We start from the raw sequence: 22,111 nt of genomic DNA on the forward strand, positions 1-22,111 counted from the left end.
ATGGTGCTGGTGACGTTTACGGATCCGGCGACGTTTCATGAATTAGTCACCACGACGGACGTGTTCGAATATTTCGCGTGATACATGATAGTTATACTGCCTGGCAATTTTCTGGGCAAAAAACAGCTGTGGTAACTCAAATAGCACTAAGCCAACCAAAATCAACGCAAAATAAGGCTGACTCATCACTAAGCCGATAACGGCGATCACCAATAATGCACATTCTACGACAAACAACCCATACCTTCGCAAGTAAAGATGATGAAAGCCACCAAGGAATGCCCAATTCAGTGCCGCATAGGTATCGGGATCTTTGAGCTGTCTGGCTTGCTCGGCAAAATAGCGTTTTTTCTGGCTTTGGGTCAAGCCATTCACCTGCTCCCTCAGTGCTTCTTCTTGCGCCTCCAGCGCTTCGATCGGTTGGGTACAACGCATTAAGGCACCTCGTCGTGAATTTTTTCAATCGCATTGGGATTATTACAGCGGCGAATGCGCGCCAATCCGAGTTGCCAGCCTCGGAGTGCGCCGTATCTTTCGATCGCTTGGCGCGTGTACTCCGAGCAGCTCGGCTCGAAATTACACTCAATATTAAACAGTTTCTTTGATCCACCTTTAGCTTGGTAACGATGGATCAACGTAAGCGACAAATACTTAAGCATTAGCGACCTAGGGTGACAATCACTGCCTCACGCTGCCAAAACAGCATGTATCTTTTCTTTTCAATGACTTGAAAAACAACCTGCCAGCCATCTTGCGCGTATTGATTGAGTTCGGCTTCGAGGCGTTGCAACGGCAAGCCACTTGAGCCCAGCAATAAGGTGCCGCAACCACCTTCAACAATATGAACGACTTTGTACTCGGTAAACTGACTCATTTTTTCTCCTGACAGTTAAATGGATAAAACGGAATGTCCGACTGGCGATTCCACGACTCACTCTTCCATTGAAGGATTGAGTTTGGCGGTGAGCACATGATCTTGCCAGCGGCCATTAATTTTGAGGTAACGGCGAGCATAGCCTTCGCGCTCAAACCCCAGCTTGGAAAGTAGCCGCTCACTGCGCGTATTATCGGGAATATAGTTGGCCATCACACGGTGCAACCCAACCTGCTCAAATACAAAACGGATGCCTGCTTGGATGGCTTCATGCATGTAGCCCTGCCCTTGATAATGCTTGTCAGCGGCGTAACCTAACATGCACGCTTTAAAGGCGCCGTGAATGACATTGGTAAAATTGCACACCCCTATTACATCGTCCCGTTCATGATGCAAAATCACAAACTTGAAGGCTTGCTGCTGTTGAAACAAATCGTTCGCTTCTTGCAGCGCGCTATGCCAATAGTCTTCGCGATAAAATGCGGCAGGACGTATGGGCTCCCATGGGGAAAGGTGAGCACGATTTCGTTGATAAAACTGCGCCATCATGTCGGCTTTTTCTGGGGGAAGTAAAACTAATCTCGTCCTTGGTGTGCTTAGCACTTGGGCCTCCTTGCATCGATTGGCGCGACGGACAGTACTAAATTCTAAAAAATGCCGCCTTGGTGGCGGCATCAGAGATTACCAGATATTCACCCGCTGATCTTCGGGTAAATACATTCCGTCACCTTCTTTAATATCAAAGGCTTCATAGAACGCAGGGACATTGCGCGGCGCACCGAGCACGCGATATTGCGGTGGCGCATGGGGACCTAGCGACACGCGCTCACGCAGGGCATCTTCACGCATCTTCATTTTCCAAATCTGCCCCCAGCTGAGGAAGAATCGCTGCTCGCCGGTATACCCGTCCATCACAGGAGACGGTTCACCGTGCAACGATTTTTGATAGGCGCGGAAGGCGGTAGTCAAACCGACTAAATCACCAATGTTCTCACCCAAGGACACTTTGCCGTCAATGAACAAGCCCGGCAATGGTTCAAACTGGCTAAATTGCTCAGCCAGTTTTTGGGTGCGAGCATCAAAGCGTGCCCGATCCTCATCCGTCCACCAGTTTGATAGATTACCATCACCATCATAACGCGAGCCCTGATCATCAAAACCGTGTCCCATTTCATGACCAATCACTGCACCGATACCGCCATAGTTCACGGCGTCATCCGCATTCATATCAAAAAATGGTGGTTGTAAGATCCCGGCGGGGAACACAATCTCATTGGCGGTTGGGCTGTAATAGGCGTTGACCGTTTGCGGGGTCATGCCCCACTCTTTTCGATCAACCGGCGCACCAATCCGCGACAACATATCTTGATAGCCCCAGCGAGCGGCACGTTTGCTGTTACCAATCAAGTCATCGGCGTTGATGGTCAGCGCGCTGTAATCTTCCCATTGCTCTGGATAGCCGATTTTAGGCGTGAATTTACTCAGCTTATCCAATGCTTTCGCTTTGGTTTCATCGCTCATCCAGGTTAGCGATTCAATCGAGTCTTTAAACGCGGCACGCAGGTTATCAATCATGGTTTCCATACGCGCTTTGGCTTGCGGAGGGAAGTAGCGGGCGACATACTCTTGGCCTAGCGCTTCACCCAATACCCCTTCGGTGGCTTGCACGCCTCGCTTCCAGCGGTCACGCTGCTCAGGAATACCGTTGAGGGTTTTGGAATAGAACGCAAATTGACGTTCAACCAACTCATGATTTAGTCGCGGCGCAAACGCATTGAGGGTACGAATGGTTAGATAATCTTGCCACGCTTGCAGACTGGTTTGCTCAAACACCTGCCCTAGCGCCTCAAAATAAGACGGCATACGCACCACAACCTCATCGGCTTTGTCGATACCCGCGCGTTTGGCAAAGCGTGCATAATCAAACTCACCCATCAACTGGTTGAGCGCCTCAATGGGCATTTTGTTGTAGGTGGCTTGCGCGTCACGGCGTTTAGCGCGTGTCCAATGGTGCTCTGCCAGTGYCTTTTCCAGCTGATAAATTCGATCCGCGCGTTGTTTGGCCTGATCGTAGCCCGCTAAGCGCAGCATATCTTGGAGATAGCGTTTGTAAGCGGTGCGGATACGCTCAGCGTCCTCGGTGTCGCGAAAATAATAGTCTCTATCCGGCAAGCCCAACCCGCTTTGGCTCAGATACAGAGCGTTATAGTCAGGGTTTTTCGCATCGGCCCACGCATAAAAACTAAACGGGATACCAACACCAATTTGTCGCAAATCGGCCATCGCATAAATCAACGCAGGCTTCGAGGAAATCGCCGCAATACGATCAAGCTCAGGTTTGATTGGCGTCACCCCTAGGGCATCGATTTTATCTTGGYCCATATAGCTAAGATAAAAATCACGCAGCTTTTGCTCATTGGAGCCAGGCTTGAGATCATCTCGCGCCACCAGCTCATCAATGATGCTTTTTAGACGCTTTTCATTCTCTTCAGCTAAGATACGGAACGCACCATAGCTGGACATATCATTGGGGATTTGGGTTTGGTCATACCACGTGCCGTTCACGTGACGGAACAAGTCATCTTGTGGACGAACCGATCGATCAAAATCTTGCAGATGCAGCCCAGACGCTCGCTGCACCTGAACCTGTGCAGCGTCAGCCGCCTGCACCGTGGTTGATGAAACGCTGAACCCCATGCCGAGTACAACACTCAGTGCGACACGCGTCAGTAGCAGACGTTTTTTCGGTGTTTTTATCATTTTCCTTTCCTATATGACTCAGTCACTTTCCTTGTTCACTATCGTGATGGTGTCCTCACGTCTAAATCGCGATAGAGCACCAAACAATGGTAATCTCGTCCTTCATCTTGCTCGGGTTCAAAATGGGTAATACGACAAAAACCTTGCTGATACCAGAATCGAAACGCACGAATGTTTTCGGCGTAAACATTCACACCCATGCGTCGATAGTCCCCATAAGCTTGCACGGTTTCAATCACGCTCGCAACCGCTTCGCTGCCATAGCCATGTTTTTGATATCTTGGAGAAATAGTCAGCATGGGCAGCCAAACACTCTGTATGTCAGGTGCATTGAGCGAGATTTGCAAATAGCCGATATCTTTACCGTCATGGGTTTGAATACGGCGAAGGTAAAAAGCCTCTTCTACATCGGGCGCCTTTTTCTCCGCACTATCCGCTATCAATGTTTGATAGGTCGATAACGACCAAGGTTTAAACGTGGGATCTTGATATTGCAGATGCTGGTTTTGCTCAAACAGCGCTTTAACACGCTTTGCATCACTGTACTCAAACGCACTAAAACATAGGCGTTCAGACCGCCATGTTGCTGGAAACATGTTCCTATTCCTTTCAATTCAATCCCATAACTGCCATTAATCATGAGCCGCTAGCGCCCGTCGATGACTGACATCAGCGTGATTCAYCATACACGTGCCAAAGCGCTTCGCGCACCAAGAGATACGTTTTTGCGCCTCGCGATTCAGCATGTAATAGGCAAAAAAATTTTCTCATATCGATAAAAATATTAAATGAAACAGCGTCTTGAACTTAATACAGCAGGCCCAATCTATAACCTTGAAGTCGCCATGGAGACGACTTTGATGCCCCATCCCTGATCTCTTGGGCATCATCATCTTGTCTTTTAGTTTGATAGCTTACGTAGGAGACACCGTATATGAAAATTCGTCCTTTGCACGACAAACTCCTTGTTGAACGACAAGTGGTTGATAACAAGACAGAAGGAGGAATTTTACTGACTTCTCAAGCGACCGAAAAATCCAACCGTGGTCGTGTGATCGCTGTCGGCGAAGGGAAACGCCTCGCCAACGGTGAACGCGCACCAATGGCAGTAAAAGAAGGTGACACCATCATCTTCAACGATGGCTATGGCGTTAAGACAGAGAAAATTGATGGGGACGAGTATCTGATCCTGTCTGAGTCTGACGTGTTAGCGATTGTTGCGTAATTATTTTCAGCGTATTTAGGAGAATATCATGGCTGCAAAAGAGATTTTATATTCTGATGATGCTCGTCAAAAAATGCTACGCGGTGTCAATATCCTCGCCGACGCAGTAAAAGTGACCTTAGGGCCTAAAGGCCGTCACGTTGTGCTTGATAAGTCTTATGGCGCGCCAACCATCACCAAAGATGGGGTATCGGTTGCCAAAGAGATCACCTTAGAAGACAAATTTGAAAACATGGGCGCCCAAATGGTCAAACAGGTCGCCTCCAAAGCCAACGATGAGGCGGGAGACGGCACCACAACCGCAACCGTACTGGCTCAAGCGTTTATCAACGAAGGCTTGAAAGCGGTTGCATCGGGAATGAACCCCATGGATCTCAAACGCGGTATTGATAAGGTCACTGAGGCTGCCATCGCAAAGCTACGTGAAATGGCGAAACCGTGCAGTGAAAAGCACGCTATTCAACAAGTCGGTAGCATTTCAGCCAACAGCGACAACGACATTGGCGAACTCATTGCGCAAGCCATGGACAAAGTCGGCCGAAATGGCGTCATTACCGTTGAAGAGGGCCAAGGGCTCGCGAATGAATTATCGGTCGTTGAAGGGATGCAATTCGACCGCGGTTATTTGTCACCCTATTTTATTACTCATCAAAACAGTGGCACCGTCGAACTCGACAATCCTTACATCCTGTTAGTCGACAAAAAAATCAGCAATATTCGTGAACTGCTGCCAATCCTCGAGGCGGTAGCAAAATCATCACGCTCACTGCTGATTATTGCAGAAGATGTCGATGGTGAAGCCCTCGCGACCTTGGTGATCAACAATATGCGCGGCATTGTACGTACCGCCGCCGTCAAAGCGCCCGGATTTGGGGATAATCGCAAAGCCATGATGCATGATATTGCCGCATTAACCGCAGGTACGCTTGTCACCGAGGAGATGGGCATTGCGCTTGAAGACGTCACGCTAGAACAGTTAGGCAGCGCGAAAAAAGTCACCATCAACAAAGACACCACCACCATTATTGACGGTGCCGCAGAGGAAAGTGCACTTAAAGATCGCATTGCGACTCTCGAAAGACAGCTTGAGGCCACCAGCTCGCAATACGACAAAGAGAAACTTCAGCAACGGATTGCCAAGCTCTCCGGTGGCGTCGCAGTGATTAAAATCGGTGCCGCGACCGAAGTCGAAATGAAAGAGAAAAAGGATCGCGTGGATGATGCTCTGCATGCTACCCGTGCTGCGGTTGAAGAAGGGATCGTGGCCGGCGGCGGTGTCGCATTGATTCAAATTGCACATGCGCTGCGTGATCTGACAGGTGACAACGACGATCAAAACGTGGGGATCCGGCTTGCCTTACGCGCCCTTGAAGAGCCTCTGCGTCAAATTGCGATAAACGCAGGTCACGAAGGGTCAGTGGTTGCAAACGCGGTCAAAGCAGGCAGCGACCAGTATGGCTACAACGCCGCAACCGGTGAATATGGCAACATGATTGACATGGGCATTTTGGACCCAGCGAAAGTCACGCGCTCGGCGCTCCAATTTGCAGCGTCCGTTGCCGGCCTCATGATCACCACCGAAACGATGGTGACCGACGCCAAGCACGCTGACTAATTTACGCGAACATCATTAACGACAAACACGACAGCGGGCTCGTTAGGGCCCGCTTACTGGATTATTGAGGCATGCAGTATGATGGGTTTACCCGCCTATTCTTTTTCAGTATCCGAAACCGCTACCACTCAAGCAATCGCGTCAAGTTGGCCCGCAGCGATGTCATTTCCGCGCCTTAGCCAACGGCGAGAGTTCTTCCCGGCTAATACTTTATCGATCGCGCTAATAATCACGTTGTTAGCTGCCAGCATTGTGATGCGACAAAGCCAGCGTTATCACCTGGTTCACTAAACCGTCGTTCTCATTGCCCGTTGGCAGACACCGACACACGCGATCCACAAGCAATAGCTAACGCATCATAAAAACCAGTGCGTCACAAAAATGGCTGACGGTATAGGCAGTTAAGGCTAAACTCGCTACGCTATTAAAGCTCAGGGGCAAGGCTCGGTTGGGCATTGGATTGCCGCCATCGATGCCCATCACTATCGCCAACAGGCAAGAGGAAACAAACGTGAATTGGATGAAAACTTTGTCGCATCACCGTCAACGCATGAATACAGTCATGTTAGTACTGGTGACCACCCTTCTGTTTCTTCCGTTGGCCCATGCCGACCAAGCGCCGGCGCCCACCGAACCAAATGTCACATCGAGCGACACCACCTCATTAGCGCATCAAATAGCGCGCACCAAACAATATATTCAGACCCTTGTAGAAAGCCTTGAACAGGCAAAAGGCGATGACAAAGATGCAATCCAATTGCAGCTATTTACCAAAAATGAAGAGCTGCGAGAGCTGCTCGCCGACGCCATCAATCAGCAAAGCTTAGATAACCCGCAGTTGATTCAACTGGTCACGGCGCAGCGGCGGTATACCCAAGATGCGTATCAATACATCACAACCCGTCTTAATAGGCTCAATGAGCAAATCACTCAAGCCAGCCAAGAACAACGCTTACCATTGATTAATGAGTATGCGGAACTGCAACATTATTTAAGCACCACCTTTGAAGCCAGCTGGGAAAACATACGCTGGCTCGAGCAGCTCGATCAACCCGCACGTGAAGCGCGAAACACCTTAGAGCAACGTCTTAACCAGCGTTTACGACTTCTTTCGGCATCTATCGACTATCTGCGTCAGCAATACACGGCGCAAGAAAAGCAAATCAAATCGAGCCCCGATTCCGAAAAACCCGCATTGCAGCTGATGCAGTTAAATACGCAACAACGCCTCACGATCGCCACCGATAGCCTAAAGCGCACCTATCAAATCGCTGATGAATTAGGGATCGAAACGGCAGAATACAAACGCCAACTCTTTGGCGTGACCGGCAACATCACCCAAGATATTCTGGATGTGGATGTCGCGTATTCGATCCTCTCCCATTGGTCCGCAAATGCCCTGAACTGGGCAGAAGACAATGCACCACAGTTGGTTTTCCAGCTCATCATTTTTGTGCTGATTTTGTTGGTGGCAAAACTGCTCGCGAGACTCACGCGCTCCGTGGTGAAATCGACTGTCGCCAACAAGAACTTTAAGTTTTCGCAGTTGATGCAAGACTTTTTCGTCTCGATGTCTGGCAAAGCTGTGTGGGTAATTGGGATCTTGATCGGTCTCTCCCAGATCGGGGTCAATCTTACTCCGGTACTCACTGGCTTTGGTATCGCTGGGGTCATTATCGGTTTTGCGCTGCAAGATACGCTATCAAACTTTGCTGCGGGGATGATGCTACTTATCTACCGCCCTTTCGATGTGGGTGATTTTGTCTACGCCGGTGGCGTGGATGGCAAAGTAGGCAATATGAGCTTGGTGAATACCACGATTCGCACATTTGATAATCAAATTATCATTGTGCCGAACAGCAAAATTTGGGGCGATGTGATTAAAAACGTCACTCGAGAACGGATTCGGCGGGTGGATATGGTGTTTGGTATCGGCTATAAAGATGACCTACTTAAAGCAGAAGCCGTGCTCACCGAGATTGTCCAATCACATCCTGCGGTACTTCGTACACCGGAGCCCATGATCAAAGTACATGTTCTGAATACCTCCTCGGTAGATTTTATTGTCCGACCATGGGTGAAAACCGATGATTATTGGGACGTCTACTGGGATGTCACCAAAACGGTCAAATTGCGCTTTGATGAAGAAGGCATCTCGATTCCATTCCCGCAACAAGACGTCCATCTGAATTGGGTCTCGACAGCGCCAGAGGCTCGGTCAAATCACTAGCATGGCGCCGCAAATGGTTTACCTGTCGGTTTGCACTCAACGCTGCCAGTGGTAATCCATTTGCTTTGCTACGCGCAAGGCTAAATCTTCGCTGTGCAGATCAGCCACCAGCTGCAAACTCATATCAATACCCGCAGATATGCCCGCGGAGGTAAGATATTTCCCATCCCTCACCCAGCGCTTACCTGGTACCACGCTTAATGGCGGATAGGCACGGCTGAGGTCGTCCATATCTTCCCAATGTGTGATCACTTTTCGACCATCGAGTAGTCCGGCCTCTGCGAGTATGAACGCCCCCGTACAGACAGAAGCCGTACATTGAGTGATCGCATCTTGTTGCTTCACCCAATCGATCACCGACGGGTTAGTAACTTGCTCATGGTGAACGCCGCCGACAACCAGCAGCACATCCAGCGTGGGATTGTTGGCGAGATGATAATCCGGCACGACACGCAAGCCGCCGCGCGCTAGCACAGGTGTGTCTTGTTCAGCAACCAGTCCAACCTGCCAACTGTCCGCTCCCAAACGTTTTGCGGTGCTAAACACCTCAAAGGGGCCAGCAAAATCAAGCACCTCTGCGTACTCATACACATAAATACCAATATTCATCGTTTGTTATTACGTCCATGTAAGTTGAAGATTCTACTAAGCGCTCTGTTTTAAGTACTTCTTCACCTTTTTTAAGGCCATTTGTCGTTTTAATGGCGAGAGATAATCGATAAAAAGGTTTCCAGATAAGTGGTCGATTTCATGCTGCATAACAATGGCAAGAAAATCATCGCGCTCTATCGTGATCGATTGACCATTACGATCAAGGGCCGACACCACAACAGACGTATATCGCTCGACATCTGCATAATAGCCGGGCACGGATAAACAACCCTCCTGACCCATGGCTTTGTCAACGCCAGATACAACCACCGGATTAATGAGCACTAAAGGGTCATCCCGGCGTTCCGAAATATCGATGACGACAATCGCCTCTTTACGACCCACTTGCGTGGCAGCCAATCCAATACCGTTGTCAGTGGCATACAACGTCTCAAGCATATCATCAATCAACGTCTGTACGGCGGTAATATCCGTGACTGGCTCTGCTTTTATGGCCAGCCTTGGATCTGGCGCGGTAATGATTTCTAACATACGGGCTATCTATTTCACAGGTTAAAGATGATGAGGAATAAACTTATCAAAGCGACTCTCCATACAGGCACTGATATCGGTGGTGATAAACTCGCCCTGATAATATATACCTTTAACCTACCTTAACCGCATGGATGATGAGTCAGCGTGAGTCACAAAGCCATCAATCTTATGACGACGTGGCTGCGAGGCGTGTTTTCTCCCGCACCGATAACAAAAGCATACCGATGCTGGCACACACAGCCATCGCAATAACAAGCAACCAAGTCACCGAATAGCCGAACGTATCGATGACATAGCCAATCAATACAAAGCTTGGCATCAGCAATAAGCTACGCAACGTGATCAGTACTCCTTGAATACGACCGCGATGACTCGCCGGTGAGTTGTTGGCAAGATACACGCCCTCTTTGGTGAGGACTAACACCTCGCCAGCGGAAAGAAAAAACCACGCTAAAAAGTGAACGGGAATCGTAGGTGCCAACATCACAAGACCATACCCCAGCACAAATAAAAGTCCTGCATAGGCCAACGCCATCGTCTCAGTATGTCCAGATGTCGCGCGAAGCAATAGTGGCGTGATGATCACCACCAATATGCACGCATACGTCATCAACTGACCAAAACGCACGGGCCCTTCTTGGCCAAATAAATGACTCAAATAAAGCGGGCTAGCCATTGTCATTTGGTTCAGCGCAAACCAAAGCATGCCACAAAACAAAGTGAACACAATGAGGTAAGGACGTGATTTAAGCACCGACCACACATTGCCTTCTACCGCACGCTCAAGGTCAGAGTCAGACTCGGGGACGGCTTGCTCGGTCACATTGACCAAAAAGGCAACCACAAGGATACCCACCAAGACAGCAAGCCCGTTACCAAAGAAAATCCACTCAGTGTGCTGCCAAAACAAATAGCCCGCTAAGATGGGACCAATCGCTGAACCCAAGTTATAGGCAAGATAGCTAAGTGACATCACGGCATCACGATTACCTGCATGAGATAAATCTGCCACCAATGCATTACTGGCAGGCAACGCTACACCGATAAAGAAGTATGCCGCGAACAAAAACGCCGGCACCATCACTGGGGCATCGGGTGCAAACCCGCACACCAGCAGTAGGATAGCGCCGACACATTCTCCCGCCACCATGGTGTTTTTATGGCCTACCCAGTCAGAAAGTTTGCCACCAATAAAACTCCCCAGCAGGTACAAGCCAGTAATACTCATCGCCAATGAACCCGCCAGCGACGCGGAGTAGCCGAGCTTATCGGTAAACAACAACACGAGGAAAGGAATAATAAAGTTGCCCATCCCGAGGATCATGCGGGCCAGTGCAACGTAGTAAATATTGCGGTGCAATCCTTTATACATCGCCACCGCAGAAATAATCTTATTGATTGTCGTAATCGTCAAACGTCCGTGTTAAAAAATCAGCATATAATGTACGTGATTGATAAATTTATAAAAACTCGTCATTCACTAACGACCAATGGTGCGGCATGAGCTCGCGCACAGTTTTAAAAACTAGCTGGTTGTCTGGCGTAGAAATCGCAGCTTCTACATCGCCGCCCCAATGCACTAAGCGTTCTTGGCAAACGCCACAAGGGCTAAGTATCAAAACTTGGCTATGTTCGTCTTCACGACAAAGACATAAAGAATGTGTAACGACTTCATCGCGTTTGTGTGCTTCTAAATAGGCACCGACTTCCATACACAGCGATAGTGCATCATTTTTCACATCTGGCGCAACACTGGTTATAATGTCACCAGATGCTAGCCTGACGGCAGCAGCGCCTCCCCACCCCGTAGGATAACGCGTTTGCAGTAACGCCAACGCCGCATCATAAAGTGACTGTTCTACCTCTTGCATAAAAATCCTTTTTAACCTATCCGCTTTGCTTGATATACACGCGTTCATGCGCCTGCAATAAGGTCCATTTACGCGCGATTATTGTGCCCCAAAAGAGGCAAATACGTGGCTTGGACCTTTCTGTTTTTCGAAAAAATAAAGTCTTTAATATGGTGGCTACGTTTCGGCCTCTCCAGAGACACATCGATGGATGATAACGCTCGGCAATTACTTGACCACCTATGCCAAGGCTATGACCGATTAGCCCAACGTCACCAAACGCGCGCTTTTCCAGAGCTCTCCACCGCTATCAAGCACCCACTCGGCTATTGTCTGGTTCACTGTCCGATCGGAAGTCAGCGATTATCGATTGTTTCGCTACAATTTGCCCCCAGCGTTCGCGGCCAAGGGGTACTGACGGCGTTTATCGATTATATTCAAGCGCATCCGCATCACTACCGCGGCATTGAAGTCGCCACCATCCAAAATCAAAGCTTAGCGAAACGGCTACTGACATTGGGTTGGCGATATAAGTCTGTCCTAACAAAACTATTTCGCGCCAACACACCCACCTTGGTGCATGATTTCTAATCAAAATACGGAAGTTTTCGCTAAGGTGGGTTCCTATTATTGCCGGCGTTTGCCAACCCTGAATGGCTTGTCCAGCGCCTTTATCAAAGACTGTTTTCATCGACGCCGAGCTCAGCTCGTTTCGATTTGCTCAAGCCCTGACAAACAAGCTGATAAGATTGCGCCACGTAGTACTTTAAGTCTTCATCAAGCTCTCCGGTGGTGTGGGTTTGTTGAATCCATTTCATACCCCGGTTAGCAAAGTACGGCGCCGGTACGTAACCTTCAAGATCGCACAAAAAAGCATAATTCATTGGCGAGGTTTTAAAGGTAAACGCCGGTTGACCGCTTTTACTGCGAGTGCCAATGGCGAAGACTTTCCCACCCACTTTCCAGACGTCTGAGTTGCCCCACTGCACCACATATGTCGCGGCCGTAAACGCGCGGCAGTATTGATTAAATGTAGAGTGATCCATGTGGTTCTCCTTTTGACATACTTACTCCATGTTGCGTCATTTAAATGGGTTTCGTCAGAGAAGACGGCGTAACACGGGCAATAGCTTGAAATTCTCGTGTCATATGGGCTTGGTCACTAAAACCAAATTGATGAGCAACGTCGGCTAAATTCGCTTGCCGATGCCTTTTTAAAAACTCCATCGCGCGTTTAATCCGACGGATTCGTTGATAATACTTCGGTGTCATCCCTAACCACAGTTTGAACTGCCTTTCGATTTGGCGCTGGCTAAGCAATACATGACCACTCACATTGCCTACTGCGTCACTATGAGAGATATATGTTAATGATTTTTCTAAACTAGTGGGAATAATGTCAGTAAAATCAAGGTGGGTTGAAGCCCATGTTGTAAGGGTATCAAGATGACATTTACTGCTCGCTTGAGTTTTGAGCGCATGAAACAAAGAGTAAAGTTGATAGTCTTGATCATCTTCAGGTTTAAGTAAGGTAAGTCTATGATAATGCTTACCCAAAATGCCATAACCAATCGCTGGGTGAAAACGGATCCCCGCCAACCTTGCGCCGCCAGCTAACACCGCCATCTCGGTTTTTTTGTTTACAGGTAACATAATCACGCCTTCAGGAAAGGTTTCTGGACCCAGCGTAACCATACCGTTTAGGTTAAACATGATCCCACTGCCCGCATCCGCATGTAAGGGTTTAATAATCGACTCGGCTTGCTGCACGGATGCCGACCATATTCCCTGAACAAATGCAGACAGTGGGCCTGACGGTTGCGTCAGGGTGAATTGAAACGCCTGCTGGCTCGACTTAACCTGGCTTATAGCTCCCTACCTCTGGCTTAAATGTTTTGGCGACGCGATTCCAACTGTTGATCGCATTTATGGCAATGGTTAAGTCTATCACTGCGTGTTCACCCAAGTGTTGAACAATCGTCTGATACTGTGCGTCATCCACCGGTTTCGCTGCGGTAAGGTGTTCACTCCATTCCAACGCAACACGCTCTGTAGAAGAATAAAAAGGCATGTCCCGCCATGCAGCTAAACCCATAATACGCTCTACGGTTTCTTCATGCTCCAACAATGCTTTACTGTGCATATCCACGCAGAAAGCACATTGGTTAATCATTGACACCCTCAATTTGACGAGTTCCCACGTCACAGGAGTCAAAGTCGACGAAGAGCGAAATTGCTCAGCAAGGTATTCCTCTTGGCTCATCAAAATCTGAATCGCTTTGGGGGCGAGTTCAAAGTAGTTGGTACGTAGTGTCATTGGCTATCTCCTTTTTGATTAACTCTAAGAAGATAACGTGCTGGTCCTTCACCGTATTGAATATTTTCGACACCTTAACAACAACGTAGAAAACGGTATTGCTTCTGTCAGTTACAATGCGGCTGACAGCTTTTTAAGGTAGCCTTTTGCCAACGAGCTATTTCCACGGCTCAGYCATTTGATGCAATCAAACAGCTCCCAAATCAGCCCTTCATCACCGCTGGTATAGACGGGAAAATTCTCGTGCTTAGGGGCTGGCTCATCCGTCACTCGCGCAGGGACGATGTCTGCTTTATCAAATAAAACGACAAAGGGCTTCGCGAGCTGAAATGGCTCGCTCACGTCCAAACAATGGATTTCGGCACTGGTTAGGTCCGTAAAAATATATTTTTTAAACATCGCCTGTTCATTGTGATCACCGGACAAGCAATAGAAAATGTCTTTTCCGGCCTCAAAGCGCGCAAAACATGACGCTGCCGAGCGATGAAAGCCGTGCTGTGTAAACACGATAATATCCGCATCGGACACGCGATCGCCTTTGCCCGCGGCGAGAGAGCCGACTATTACTGCCGCAATCACATCCTGTTCTGAAGCAAACGCGGCGCAGGCCGATTCAATCAATGCCTGCTGCAAAGGCAAGTGTTGTCCGTTTATTTCATCCTGAATCATAGTTATTCCTTAATGTTTCGAACGAGCCGCAACGGCCGTTGGGCTTACTTAAAGCAGACTTCCGCCCAACGCGCTAAGCCTGCGGTGACTGAGCCAAAGTAGTCGCCACTCACCACTGGGATGTTCGGTAACTCTGCTTGTACAGCTTCCCGCAAGAAGGGTGAACGCGCCGAGCCGCCTGTCATAAAGATCACGTCAGGCTTTACACCAGCCTGCGCGACCACATCGTGAACTAAGGCGATCATCTTACGTTTGGGCGCCTCAATCGCATCAATCATGTTATCGCGCGTTACATCAACGTTCACGCGCTCGGAGAACAGCTTAATACCCGCTCGGTAAGCAGCTTGATCCGACAACGCAATCTTTGCCTCTTCCGCACGACGGACAATATTGTAACCCAGTGACTCGTGATACACCTCAAGCAAACGGGTCAGTTTATGTGGCTCTTGCGCTTGCTTGTGCAGCCCTTTGAGCACCGCTAAATTTTCAAACGCATAGAAATCGTTTTGCGCTTGTACGTTGTTAATCGCGATAGGGTTGGAAAACTGCGTAATCGGCATCTCAATGCCAGACTCCATTTTGCTACCCATCCCAAACGGAAACATCATTTGTTTGAATGCCAATGCAATATCTAGGTCATTACCGCCAATACGCTGGCCTTTGTGCGCTAACAAACTTGCACTGCGATCGCTACTACCGCGCCATGATGGCCCCATCTCAATCAACGAACAGTCTGTGGTCCCCCCTCCGATATCGACCACCAGAACGATTTGGTCTTCGCTCAGCGTCGCTTCATAGTCCAGACCGGCAGCGACCGGTTCAAACTGAAATTCAATCTGTTTAAAGCCCGCCCGCTTAGCCGCATTGAGCAAAATACCCTCTGCTTGGCGGTTTGCCGTCTCGCCTCCACGGCCTTGAAAGTTGATAGGCCGACCGATCACCGCATCATGAATACTCTGTTGGGTTTGGTGTTCGGCTTGCGTTTTGATGTTGTCCATCATTGCGCATACTAGATCTTCAAAAAAGCGCAATTGGGCATCACGTAAACCTGACGCACCAAGGAAAGATTTAGGCGATTTCACGTAGTACATATCGCGCGGATCATCGAGATAGCGATCGAGCGCCGCTTGACCAAACGCCATGTCCTCCGCCTCAAGTTCAATGCTTTCCTCTCGGTTTACATGGATCGCGCGGCGCAACATCTGCTCGCCAATCGTATCTAGGGGCTTGATGCCCCGATGACGAAACAGATACTCAGACACTGATTCGCGCGTAGGTGCGGCAAGGGAGGAAGGAATAAACGTGCTGTCCCCTTCTAGACGCAACAGCGTCGGCTGACCGTTTTCAATCTTTGCCACCGAACAATTGGCTGTACCATAGTCAAAGCCGATATACATAAATGCCTCTCACCGCAGAAAAAGTCGGCAATGCTACCTCAACCGTCGCGGGATTTCTAACATCAGTGCGACGAAGCCAGTCATAATTTCCGCAGCCGTCATAAATTATTTTTCACCATCTCTTTGATGGTTCTTGCCTTAACAAAATGATCTAATTGATGGGTCTGTATCCACCAGGTTGCGGCTTCCATCAACTGCTCTGGATCGTCATTTTTGTTTTTGAAGAACGCATAAAATGACACACCGACATTCTCACCTTTCGCTTTGATTTTTTGATCACATACCGCCAGGATTTTCGCTCTCAGCTCCGCTCTCATACGCCCCTACTCTATCCTTAAATAAATAAGTTCTGCTCTAATTCTAAAAGGCGCTTTTTCAGTGACAGACCGCCACCATAGCCAATAAGCTCCCCTTGGGTGCCGATAACCCTATGGCAAGGAATAATAATCGCCAACGCATTTGCCCCGTTGGCATTGCCAACCGCACGTACTGCGGCGTCATTACCAATCGATACTGCCAGCTCTTGATACGTCACCCTGTCACCGTATTGAATGTTGCTTAATGCACTCCATACCGACCGTTGAAAATCGGTACCCGCCAAAAGTAAAGGAAGGTCAAAAGTTTTTCGCTCACCCAAAAAATATTCCTCGAGTTGAGCTTGAGTAGCCGCTAAAACATCATCGCTCTTTTCTACAAAATCAGCGTTAAGAATCCGTTTAATGCGCTCATCAACAGCACTTCTCATCTTGCGATATCGGAAGTCACACAAGCAAAGCTTACCTTGATACGAACCAAGGATAAATTCGGCATAAGGGTGTTTATAATACTGGATATTTATTGTGTTCATTGTGCTCTTTTATAAATAGTTTTCCACTACCAACATGGATACTTGTCTTATCTATTTTAACTTCTACGTTAATTACTCTAAGTGTTTCTAAAATTCTCATACCATCACTTTTACAACCACTGTAACCACCAAAAATCGTGGGTATCTTATGGGCATTTCGCAGTTGAACCCACGACTCCCTAGTTGCTTAAGAAAAGAATGCATTTATGGTTGATATAATCAAACCCAATGCTGGTGCGAACAAACATAGAATTGCAAGAACGAATAGTACGAGAATACGTTTCCAAGACTTTGCTGCTTCTTGGGAAAATTTAACTGTCAACCAAGAATCCGAAGCAACTAACATTGTATCTTCCTGATTCTTTATATGCTTCTGTTTGTCATAAAGTGACATAAGCTAGACTCCACCTACCTACAGATGCTAGCACACGAGAGTCGGTGCTAGCTCCTTCTGTTTGCTAATTGATTAATTGCCACATCGTTGAAGATATTCGCTAGATAATTTAATACCTTCATTTGGACTATAAAACCACTGTGACGTCCAATCTGGTCCAGCATCAGAAAAACCACCAGGCGATGGTAATTCAACTTCAGTATTCTTAAATTCACCACTGGTCAATATAGCCCTCACAATAAGAACATGCCCAGTTTCGCCTCGGGGATACTCAAAGATACCGGTGATTTTCATTTTTGTACCGACTTCTATTGGGGCAACAATACTTCTCTGTCTCTCAAAAAATAGTTTTTTAAACAGTATTTTATCCCATGATTCTCTTGAGTTAACATACTCCCTCCACGACTTAGGGTATTTATAGTGGTACCTATGATACTCATCTTGATACGGCTCAGGATCAAACCCCTGAATCCCTGTACAAAAAGTACTATCTCCAAAGCGACCTGCATTCAGATCTGCACAGCGAGCCTCATATATAAAAGCGGGCTTTTTCGTAGAAAAGCAGGTTTCCAGTATTTCCTTATTCAGATCATCATTGCTGTGATCGACTATTCCAGATGCACAACCACCCAAAAATAAAGCAACAATAGCTATAGCTACATGTTTCATAGTGAGAGCATTGAACTCCTTGTTATTTGAATATTAAAAGCATACAACTGACTCCACATTCAGCTTACAGTTCTACGGTAAATGGCCGCTATCTCTGCACCTTATCTGGCTTCACTTTGTTTTGTTTGACCATACCCAACACTCCATCTCGGTGCGCTTTACGCCATTTAGATAGCATGAATGGATGGATATCAAGCGCCTCTGCAACCGACTTCACTATTCGATGCGTTTCATAGCTCCATTCAACCGCTTTCAGTTTGAAGTCTAGTGAATATTGCGCTGTCTTTTTACCCGTTTTATACGGCTGGCATACTGACATCCGCAGGTCGTCGATGCGTGTTCAGTAAAACAGATCAAGTCCAAAACCCGTAGCATTGCCTTGTTATGCTCAGATTTCTTCWTAGTAATTATTGTTAAGTTTTATATCATACTCAGGTATATCATCACCTATATGCGAAACAGTTATCTGTAGAACATAGTTGCACACGCCTCTCTTTTCGTTGAACCCTTTAACCGAATCAACGACCTCTTTTCTAAAATCAAGATCAAGGCCTTGTATATATCGTAATCCAATCTGGTGGGACAACGGTATACCAAACTTATACAAAGTGAGATCTTTCGCTCCATCTGATAATACTGTACCTGCTTGTACCACAAGTGCATTAGTTACAGCCTTTATAGCAAGCCCCTGGGAAACGTTTTTTTCTTCGAGTATTCCTAACGGAATTGCTGAATTAGCAATAAAGCCAGTTATATCTTCATAATCATATAGTAAAACATTTGTATATGGTGAAAGCTTGTTAATTCTTCTAAGCTGCGGAATACTAAAAGAATCAAAGGTCAGTTTTCTAGGATAGCGTTTCTTTGCCTCTAGGAAGCCAACACCTTCAATATGGCTACCATCCCTATAAATAATCTTAACTAAAACACCAATATCACCGTGTTTATATTCTATCTTACCTTTGTATTTGTAAGCTGACCAAAAAACTCCTTCAGGGTCGTAACGCCCATAAAATACATGATAATTTGTAAATGCTTCCCTTATTTTCTTTAACAGAATCAGCGAAATTGTATCCTCTTCCCACTCTGACGGGAAAAAGCTCAGAATTGATCTACTAATAGTTTCTTCAAGTTTTGATATAAATTTTACGTCAGTAGTATTTGTCATATTGTCTTCCCTGCATAACGAATGACATGGATTCCCCCTCTTGAAGATCTGCCACACTTAGGTGCGGCCTTTAATACCGGAGGTAACCATGTCTACTCAATTCTTTTGTGGCGTTGATCTCGCCAAGTACCACTGTTCTCTTCACGCAGTGGGTGAACGCGGAAAAGTTATTCTCCATAACTCGTTCTCACGCTCCTGAGTGAGAACGGGAAGTAATGTCTAATGGCCCTGTCATATGATTGGCAGGCAGCGGTGAGACCGCAGTAAGAGACCTTCTATATGTGTTTGCCGTAAGCAATGACTTAATGGCGCAAATGACAGAACGAAGTAGACGACTTTGTTACTCGAGAGCATTGGCTGCTGACGCAGCCAAAAAATTCTATTGCCTATTGACCGGAGAAGGGCTCATATGTGTTATATTCAAATTTCAATGAGTTCAGTTGTACTTACATTTAGCTAGGAACAATGTTTTGACTTAACCGTTCGTATAGTTCAATCGCCTCGGTTTTAGATACCAGTCTCCCTGTAGCATATTGGTATGCTAATTCGAGATCATCGCTTTGAACTGGATAGTACCTTTTAGCAACTTCAACACATTGGGATAGGTCTGTATACCAACTACAATCTTTAGCTGCGACGAAATAATAGGCTGCTCTTAGTAACTTCTTACCAAGAACCTTAGCAACATTCGCGTCACTCATACCAGCAGACCCGAAGCTCATTTGTTCCAAGAAGGTTAGCAAATCACTATTAAGAGCTTGAGCTATTTCAATGCTTGGTTTGTACGATGAAAACCTAGCCGGCAAGTCATTCCCCCAAATACAACAGCAACAGTGCTTCAACCAGAATTGCCAATGATATTTTTCTTTTGGTTCTAGAACAATATTGAGGTAACCGGGGTCAATATCGAGCTTACTCACCTCAGGATACTCTTTAGGAATGGTAGCTGACAATTCATTAAATACCTGCTCTTCCTTTTGACTGATTGGGGTTGTAAGTATGATGGATACATCTAGATCGGAGCTACCAACAATCGCGTTTCCTCTTGGCACACTACCATACAAATATATCCCATCGACTTGATCAGGTAGTCGGTAACACAACTCAGAAACGACAGCATCGACAACAGCTTTGAACTCGGGTTGTATGTTTTTTGATGAGTAGACATTTCGGATATAACCCTGCTTGTCGAGACCTTTATCTTGCTCGTCCAATTTGATTTCTACCTTTGAATATAACGCCGCCAGCATGCGCGGCTTTGTAGTGGAGCCGAAGGCGGAACGAAAAAGCCGTCGCCTTGACTGGCCTTGTTATGCATTTGGGTTCCACTGTAACTTATAACTACCATTTTCGTCACCCAAAACACTAAATCCTAGACTAGTATAAAAACCAACGACAGGATTTGATTTTATGACACCTAAATTAACTGGCATATCATGCTCAATTGCTGCTGACTTTGTGTAATTGACAACTTTTTTACCTATGCCCATTGATTGAAACTCAGCCTTTACCAGTAGCATTTTTAAGTGGATGTGATCATCATTTCTGACCAAATAAAATGCACCAACGCGTTCACACTTATTCTGGATTATTTTAAATTGGGTGATCGGGAGGTGCTTGCCAAAGCTCTCTTCTTGGAACGCCTCTTGCCACCCCCACTGAGCCTCGATACTTGGCTTTAGTAGATCTTTAAATAGACCCCAAACCCATTCTCTATCAGTTATCTCGGCTTTTCTAAATTCGATTAGCACGATTCGTCCTTATGCATAACGAATGACATGGATTCCCCCTCTTGAAGATCTGCCACACTTAGGTGCGGCCTTTAATACCGGAGGTAACCATGTCTACTCAATTCTTTTGTGGCATTGATCTCGCCAAGTACCACTTTTCTCTTCACGCGGTGGATGACCGCGGAAAAGTCATTCTACATAACTCGTTCTCACGCTCCTGCGTGGGAACGGGAAGTAATGTCTAATGGCACTGTCACATGATTGGCAGGCAGCGGTGAGACCGCAGTAAGAGACCTTCTATATGTTTTTGCCGTAAGCAATGACTTAATGGCGGAAATGACAGAGCGAAGTAGACGACTTTGTTGTTCGAGAGCATTGGCTTCTGGCGCAGCCAAAAAATGCTATTGCCTATTGACCGGAAAAGGGCTCATATGTGTTATATCTCAATTTCTAAAAGTACTCCGGAAAATTATTTCGTAAAGCACTTGTGCCTAATAACTGATAGGTACTATTTATATCCTGACCAACATAATGCGTGAAGTTGTTTCTGGAATAATCAGATAGCATTTTTGCACTATCAATTAACACTTTATCCTTTGGTTCTACAACCTGAACCCAAGCATCACGTGAACCTTGAAAAGAATTTACTGCATATAGATTTTTTCCATCAGACGAACAAACTAAGGTGATCCCATCAACAAACCCTGGCTTACCATTAATAACGTGACAATGGTTAATAAAATCCGTAAACACCCCTTCAACACCAGGCAGGCTTAATGTCATCTTGTCTTGCATAGCGTAAGAGGAACGAAAAAAGTACCCTTTTTCAAACTCAAAACTATCATCTACAGATACCATTAACACACTATATTTCGATTCAGCAAACTCTATAGCAGAGCTTTGATTTGATGGTGTCGATTGACATCCTACTAACAAAGATAAGGTAGCTATAGCGCTCCATAAATGTTTCATTTTCCCTCCTTGAGATATAACGAATGACATGGATTCCCCCTCTTGAAGATCTGCCACACTGAGGTGCGGCCTTTAATACCGGAGGTAACCATGTCTACTCAATTCTTTTGTGGCGTTGATCTCGCCAAGCACCACTTTTCTCTTCACGCGGTGGATGACCACGGAAAAGTCATTCTCCATAAATCTGTTTCACGCGCTAAGCTACTGGCTACATTAGCAAATATGCCTACGATGTGCATAGGCATTGA

At 46.8% G+C, this 22,111-nt stretch carries 28 protein-coding genes and 3 pseudogenes; 7 read left to right on the forward strand and 24 right to left on the reverse strand.

Translation table 11 applies throughout. The features are described 5' to 3' along the window. Positions 1-42: 42 nt before the first annotated feature. The 6 genes from BZJ19_RS09500 to BZJ19_RS09525 form a co-directional block, all read right to left on the reverse strand. Positions 43-435 (reverse strand): hypothetical protein, encoded by a 393-nt coding sequence (locus BZJ19_RS09500; RefSeq protein ID WP_077662066.1) that lies wholly within the window; start codon positions 433-435, stop codon positions 43-45. Beyond that, positions 435-659: a membrane protein insertion efficiency factor YidD gene (yidD, locus tag BZJ19_RS09505; RefSeq protein WP_069587062.1), complete on the reverse strand. Its 225-nt coding sequence runs from the start codon at positions 657-659 to the stop codon at positions 435-437. The genes BZJ19_RS09500 and yidD overlap by 1 nt, the downstream gene beginning before the upstream one ends. Next, positions 659-874, reverse strand: a complete 216-nt coding sequence (locus BZJ19_RS09510; protein ID WP_069362674.1) for a DUF4177 domain-containing protein — start codon at positions 872-874, stop codon at positions 659-661. Before BZJ19_RS09510 ends, yidD begins: the two co-directional genes overlap by 1 nt. Before the next feature lie 57 nt (positions 875-931). Continuing rightward, on the reverse strand, positions 932-1,477 hold the full coding sequence (gene rimJ, locus BZJ19_RS09515; RefSeq protein ID WP_201249185.1) for a ribosomal protein S5-alanine N-acetyltransferase: 546 nt from the start codon (positions 1,475-1,477) through the stop codon (positions 932-934). Between the two features lie 78 nt (positions 1,478-1,555). Continuing rightward, positions 1,556-3,634: a M13 family metallopeptidase gene (locus BZJ19_RS09520; protein ID WP_077675451.1), complete on the reverse strand. Its 2,079-nt coding sequence runs from the start codon at positions 3,632-3,634 to the stop codon at positions 1,556-1,558. A gap of 38 nt (positions 3,635-3,672) precedes the next feature. Continuing rightward, on the reverse strand, positions 3,673-4,230 hold the full coding sequence (locus BZJ19_RS09525; RefSeq protein ID WP_077675452.1) for a GNAT family N-acetyltransferase: 558 nt from the start codon (positions 4,228-4,230) through the stop codon (positions 3,673-3,675). 338 nt (positions 4,231-4,568) lie between these two features. Here BZJ19_RS09525 and BZJ19_RS09530 point away from each other — a divergent pair, with 338 nt between their 5' ends. From BZJ19_RS09530 to BZJ19_RS09540, 3 genes are all read left to right on the forward strand, one after another. After that, positions 4,569-4,859 carry a co-chaperone GroES gene (locus tag BZJ19_RS09530; RefSeq protein ID WP_077675453.1) on the forward strand — a complete coding sequence of 97 codons (291 nt, stop codon included), beginning with the start codon at positions 4,569-4,571 and terminating at the stop codon, positions 4,857-4,859. Positions 4,860-4,887: 28 nt separating this feature from the next. Beyond that, a complete protein-coding gene (gene groL / locus BZJ19_RS09535) occupies positions 4,888-6,474 on the forward strand; it encodes a chaperonin GroEL (RefSeq protein WP_077675454.1) in 1,587 nt (528 codons plus the stop codon). A 562-nt stretch (positions 6,475-7,036) separates the two neighbouring features. Further along, positions 7,037-8,704, forward strand: coding sequence for a mechanosensitive ion channel family protein (locus BZJ19_RS09540; RefSeq protein ID WP_420876434.1), 1,668 nt, complete (start codon positions 7,037-7,039; stop codon positions 8,702-8,704). Between the two features lie 36 nt (positions 8,705-8,740). On the opposite strand, the gene BZJ19_RS09545 is transcribed toward BZJ19_RS09540, so the two are convergent. The 5 genes from BZJ19_RS09545 to BZJ19_RS09560 form a co-directional block, all read right to left on the reverse strand. Continuing rightward, positions 8,741-9,313 (reverse strand): DJ-1/PfpI family protein, encoded by a 573-nt coding sequence (locus BZJ19_RS09545; protein WP_077675455.1) that lies wholly within the window; start codon positions 9,311-9,313, stop codon positions 8,741-8,743. A 36-nt stretch (positions 9,314-9,349) separates the two neighbouring features. Beyond that, the gene (gene def, locus BZJ19_RS09550; RefSeq protein WP_077675456.1) at positions 9,350-9,847 is read right to left on the reverse strand and encodes a peptide deformylase; all 498 of its coding nucleotides are present in this window, start codon (positions 9,845-9,847) and stop codon (positions 9,350-9,352) included. A 21-nt stretch (positions 9,848-9,868) separates the two neighbouring features. Continuing rightward, positions 9,869-9,955, reverse strand: a complete 87-nt coding sequence (locus BZJ19_RS17495) for a hypothetical protein (protein WP_478006149.1) — start codon at positions 9,953-9,955, stop codon at positions 9,869-9,871. 61 nt (positions 9,956-10,016) lie between these two features. Continuing rightward, a complete protein-coding gene (locus BZJ19_RS09555) occupies positions 10,017-11,264 on the reverse strand; it encodes an MFS transporter (protein ID WP_235608187.1) in 1,248 nt (415 codons plus the stop codon). A gap of 46 nt (positions 11,265-11,310) precedes the next feature. After that, positions 11,311-11,721, reverse strand: coding sequence for a cytidine deaminase (locus BZJ19_RS09560; RefSeq protein WP_077675457.1), 411 nt, complete (start codon positions 11,719-11,721; stop codon positions 11,311-11,313). Between the two features lie 186 nt (positions 11,722-11,907). On the opposite strand from BZJ19_RS09560, the gene BZJ19_RS09565 reads away from it, so the two are divergent. After that, positions 11,908-12,291 carry a hypothetical protein gene (locus tag BZJ19_RS09565; RefSeq protein ID WP_077675458.1) on the forward strand — a complete coding sequence of 128 codons (384 nt, stop codon included), beginning with the start codon at positions 11,908-11,910 and terminating at the stop codon, positions 12,289-12,291. Positions 12,292-12,374: 83 nt separating this feature from the next. On the opposite strand, the gene BZJ19_RS09570 is transcribed toward BZJ19_RS09565, so the two are convergent. The 10 genes from BZJ19_RS09570 to BZJ19_RS09620 form a co-directional block, all read right to left on the reverse strand. Then, positions 12,375-12,746 (reverse strand): MmcQ/YjbR family DNA-binding protein, encoded by a 372-nt coding sequence (locus BZJ19_RS09570; RefSeq protein WP_077675459.1) that lies wholly within the window; start codon positions 12,744-12,746, stop codon positions 12,375-12,377. Positions 12,747-12,786: 40 nt separating this feature from the next. After that, positions 12,787-13,470, reverse strand: coding sequence for a helix-turn-helix domain-containing protein (locus tag BZJ19_RS09575; protein WP_201249186.1), 684 nt, complete (start codon positions 13,468-13,470; stop codon positions 12,787-12,789). 85 nt (positions 13,471-13,555) lie between these two features. After that, complete coding sequence (locus BZJ19_RS09580; protein ID WP_077675461.1) at positions 13,556-14,017, reverse strand: carboxymuconolactone decarboxylase family protein; 462 nt, start codon at positions 14,015-14,017, stop codon at positions 13,556-13,558. A 111-nt stretch (positions 14,018-14,128) separates the two neighbouring features. Beyond that, positions 14,129-14,686, reverse strand: coding sequence for a nucleotidyltransferase domain-containing protein (locus BZJ19_RS09585; RefSeq protein ID WP_077675462.1), 558 nt, complete (start codon positions 14,684-14,686; stop codon positions 14,129-14,131). 44 nt (positions 14,687-14,730) lie between these two features. Next, complete coding sequence (gene yegD, locus BZJ19_RS09590; RefSeq protein WP_077675463.1) at positions 14,731-16,083, reverse strand: molecular chaperone; 1,353 nt, start codon at positions 16,081-16,083, stop codon at positions 14,731-14,733. A 98-nt stretch (positions 16,084-16,181) separates the two neighbouring features. Further along, positions 16,182-16,400: a DUF6500 family protein gene (locus BZJ19_RS09595; RefSeq protein WP_077481137.1), complete on the reverse strand. Its 219-nt coding sequence runs from the start codon at positions 16,398-16,400 to the stop codon at positions 16,182-16,184. A 17-nt stretch (positions 16,401-16,417) separates the two neighbouring features. Then, the gene (locus tag BZJ19_RS09600; protein WP_077675464.1) at positions 16,418-16,930 is read right to left on the reverse strand and encodes a methylated-DNA--[protein]-cysteine S-methyltransferase; all 513 of its coding nucleotides are present in this window, start codon (positions 16,928-16,930) and stop codon (positions 16,418-16,420) included. Between the two features lie 466 nt (positions 16,931-17,396). Then, on the reverse strand, positions 17,397-17,993 hold the full coding sequence (locus BZJ19_RS09610) for a hypothetical protein (protein WP_077675466.1): 597 nt from the start codon (positions 17,991-17,993) through the stop codon (positions 17,397-17,399). Positions 17,994-18,081: 88 nt separating this feature from the next. Then, on the reverse strand, positions 18,082-18,312 hold the full coding sequence (locus BZJ19_RS09615; RefSeq protein ID WP_077675467.1) for a transposase: 231 nt from the start codon (positions 18,310-18,312) through the stop codon (positions 18,082-18,084). 69 nt (positions 18,313-18,381) lie between these two features. Further along, entirely contained in the window at positions 18,382-19,161 is a 780-nt protein-coding gene (locus tag BZJ19_RS09620; protein ID WP_077675468.1) for a hypothetical protein, read from the reverse strand. A gap of 88 nt (positions 19,162-19,249) precedes the next feature. Here BZJ19_RS09620 and BZJ19_RS17275 point away from each other — a divergent pair. Then, positions 19,250-19,357 (forward strand): annotated as a pseudogene (locus BZJ19_RS17275) (IS110 family transposase); the annotation flags it as partial. 256 nt (positions 19,358-19,613) lie between these two features. On the opposite strand, the gene BZJ19_RS09625 reads toward BZJ19_RS17275, so the two are convergent. Both BZJ19_RS09625 and BZJ19_RS09630 read right to left on the reverse strand, forming a co-directional pair. Continuing rightward, positions 19,614-20,375, reverse strand: coding sequence for a nucleotidyltransferase domain-containing protein (locus BZJ19_RS09625; RefSeq protein WP_077675477.1), 762 nt, complete (start codon positions 20,373-20,375; stop codon positions 19,614-19,616). A gap of 96 nt (positions 20,376-20,471) precedes the next feature. Then, entirely contained in the window at positions 20,472-20,912 is a 441-nt protein-coding gene (locus BZJ19_RS09630) for a GNAT family N-acetyltransferase (RefSeq protein ID WP_157891175.1), read from the reverse strand. An 89-nt stretch (positions 20,913-21,001) separates the two neighbouring features. Between BZJ19_RS09630 and BZJ19_RS17355 the strand changes: the two are divergent. Further along, positions 21,002-21,109: pseudogene (locus BZJ19_RS17355) on the forward strand (IS110 family transposase); the annotation flags it as partial. Between the two features lie 232 nt (positions 21,110-21,341). Here BZJ19_RS17355 and BZJ19_RS09635 read toward each other — a convergent pair. Continuing rightward, on the reverse strand, positions 21,342-21,863 hold the full coding sequence (locus BZJ19_RS09635) for a hypothetical protein (RefSeq protein ID WP_077675470.1): 522 nt from the start codon (positions 21,861-21,863) through the stop codon (positions 21,342-21,344). A gap of 90 nt (positions 21,864-21,953) precedes the next feature. On the opposite strand from BZJ19_RS09635, the pseudogene BZJ19_RS17000 reads away from it, so the two are divergent. Continuing rightward, positions 21,954-22,111 (forward strand): annotated as a pseudogene (locus tag BZJ19_RS17000) (IS110 family transposase); the annotation flags it as partial.

The sequence above is a fragment of the Salinivibrio proteolyticus genome, assembly GCF_001996165.1.
Lineage (GTDB): Bacteria > Pseudomonadota > Gammaproteobacteria > Enterobacterales > Vibrionaceae > Salinivibrio > Salinivibrio proteolyticus.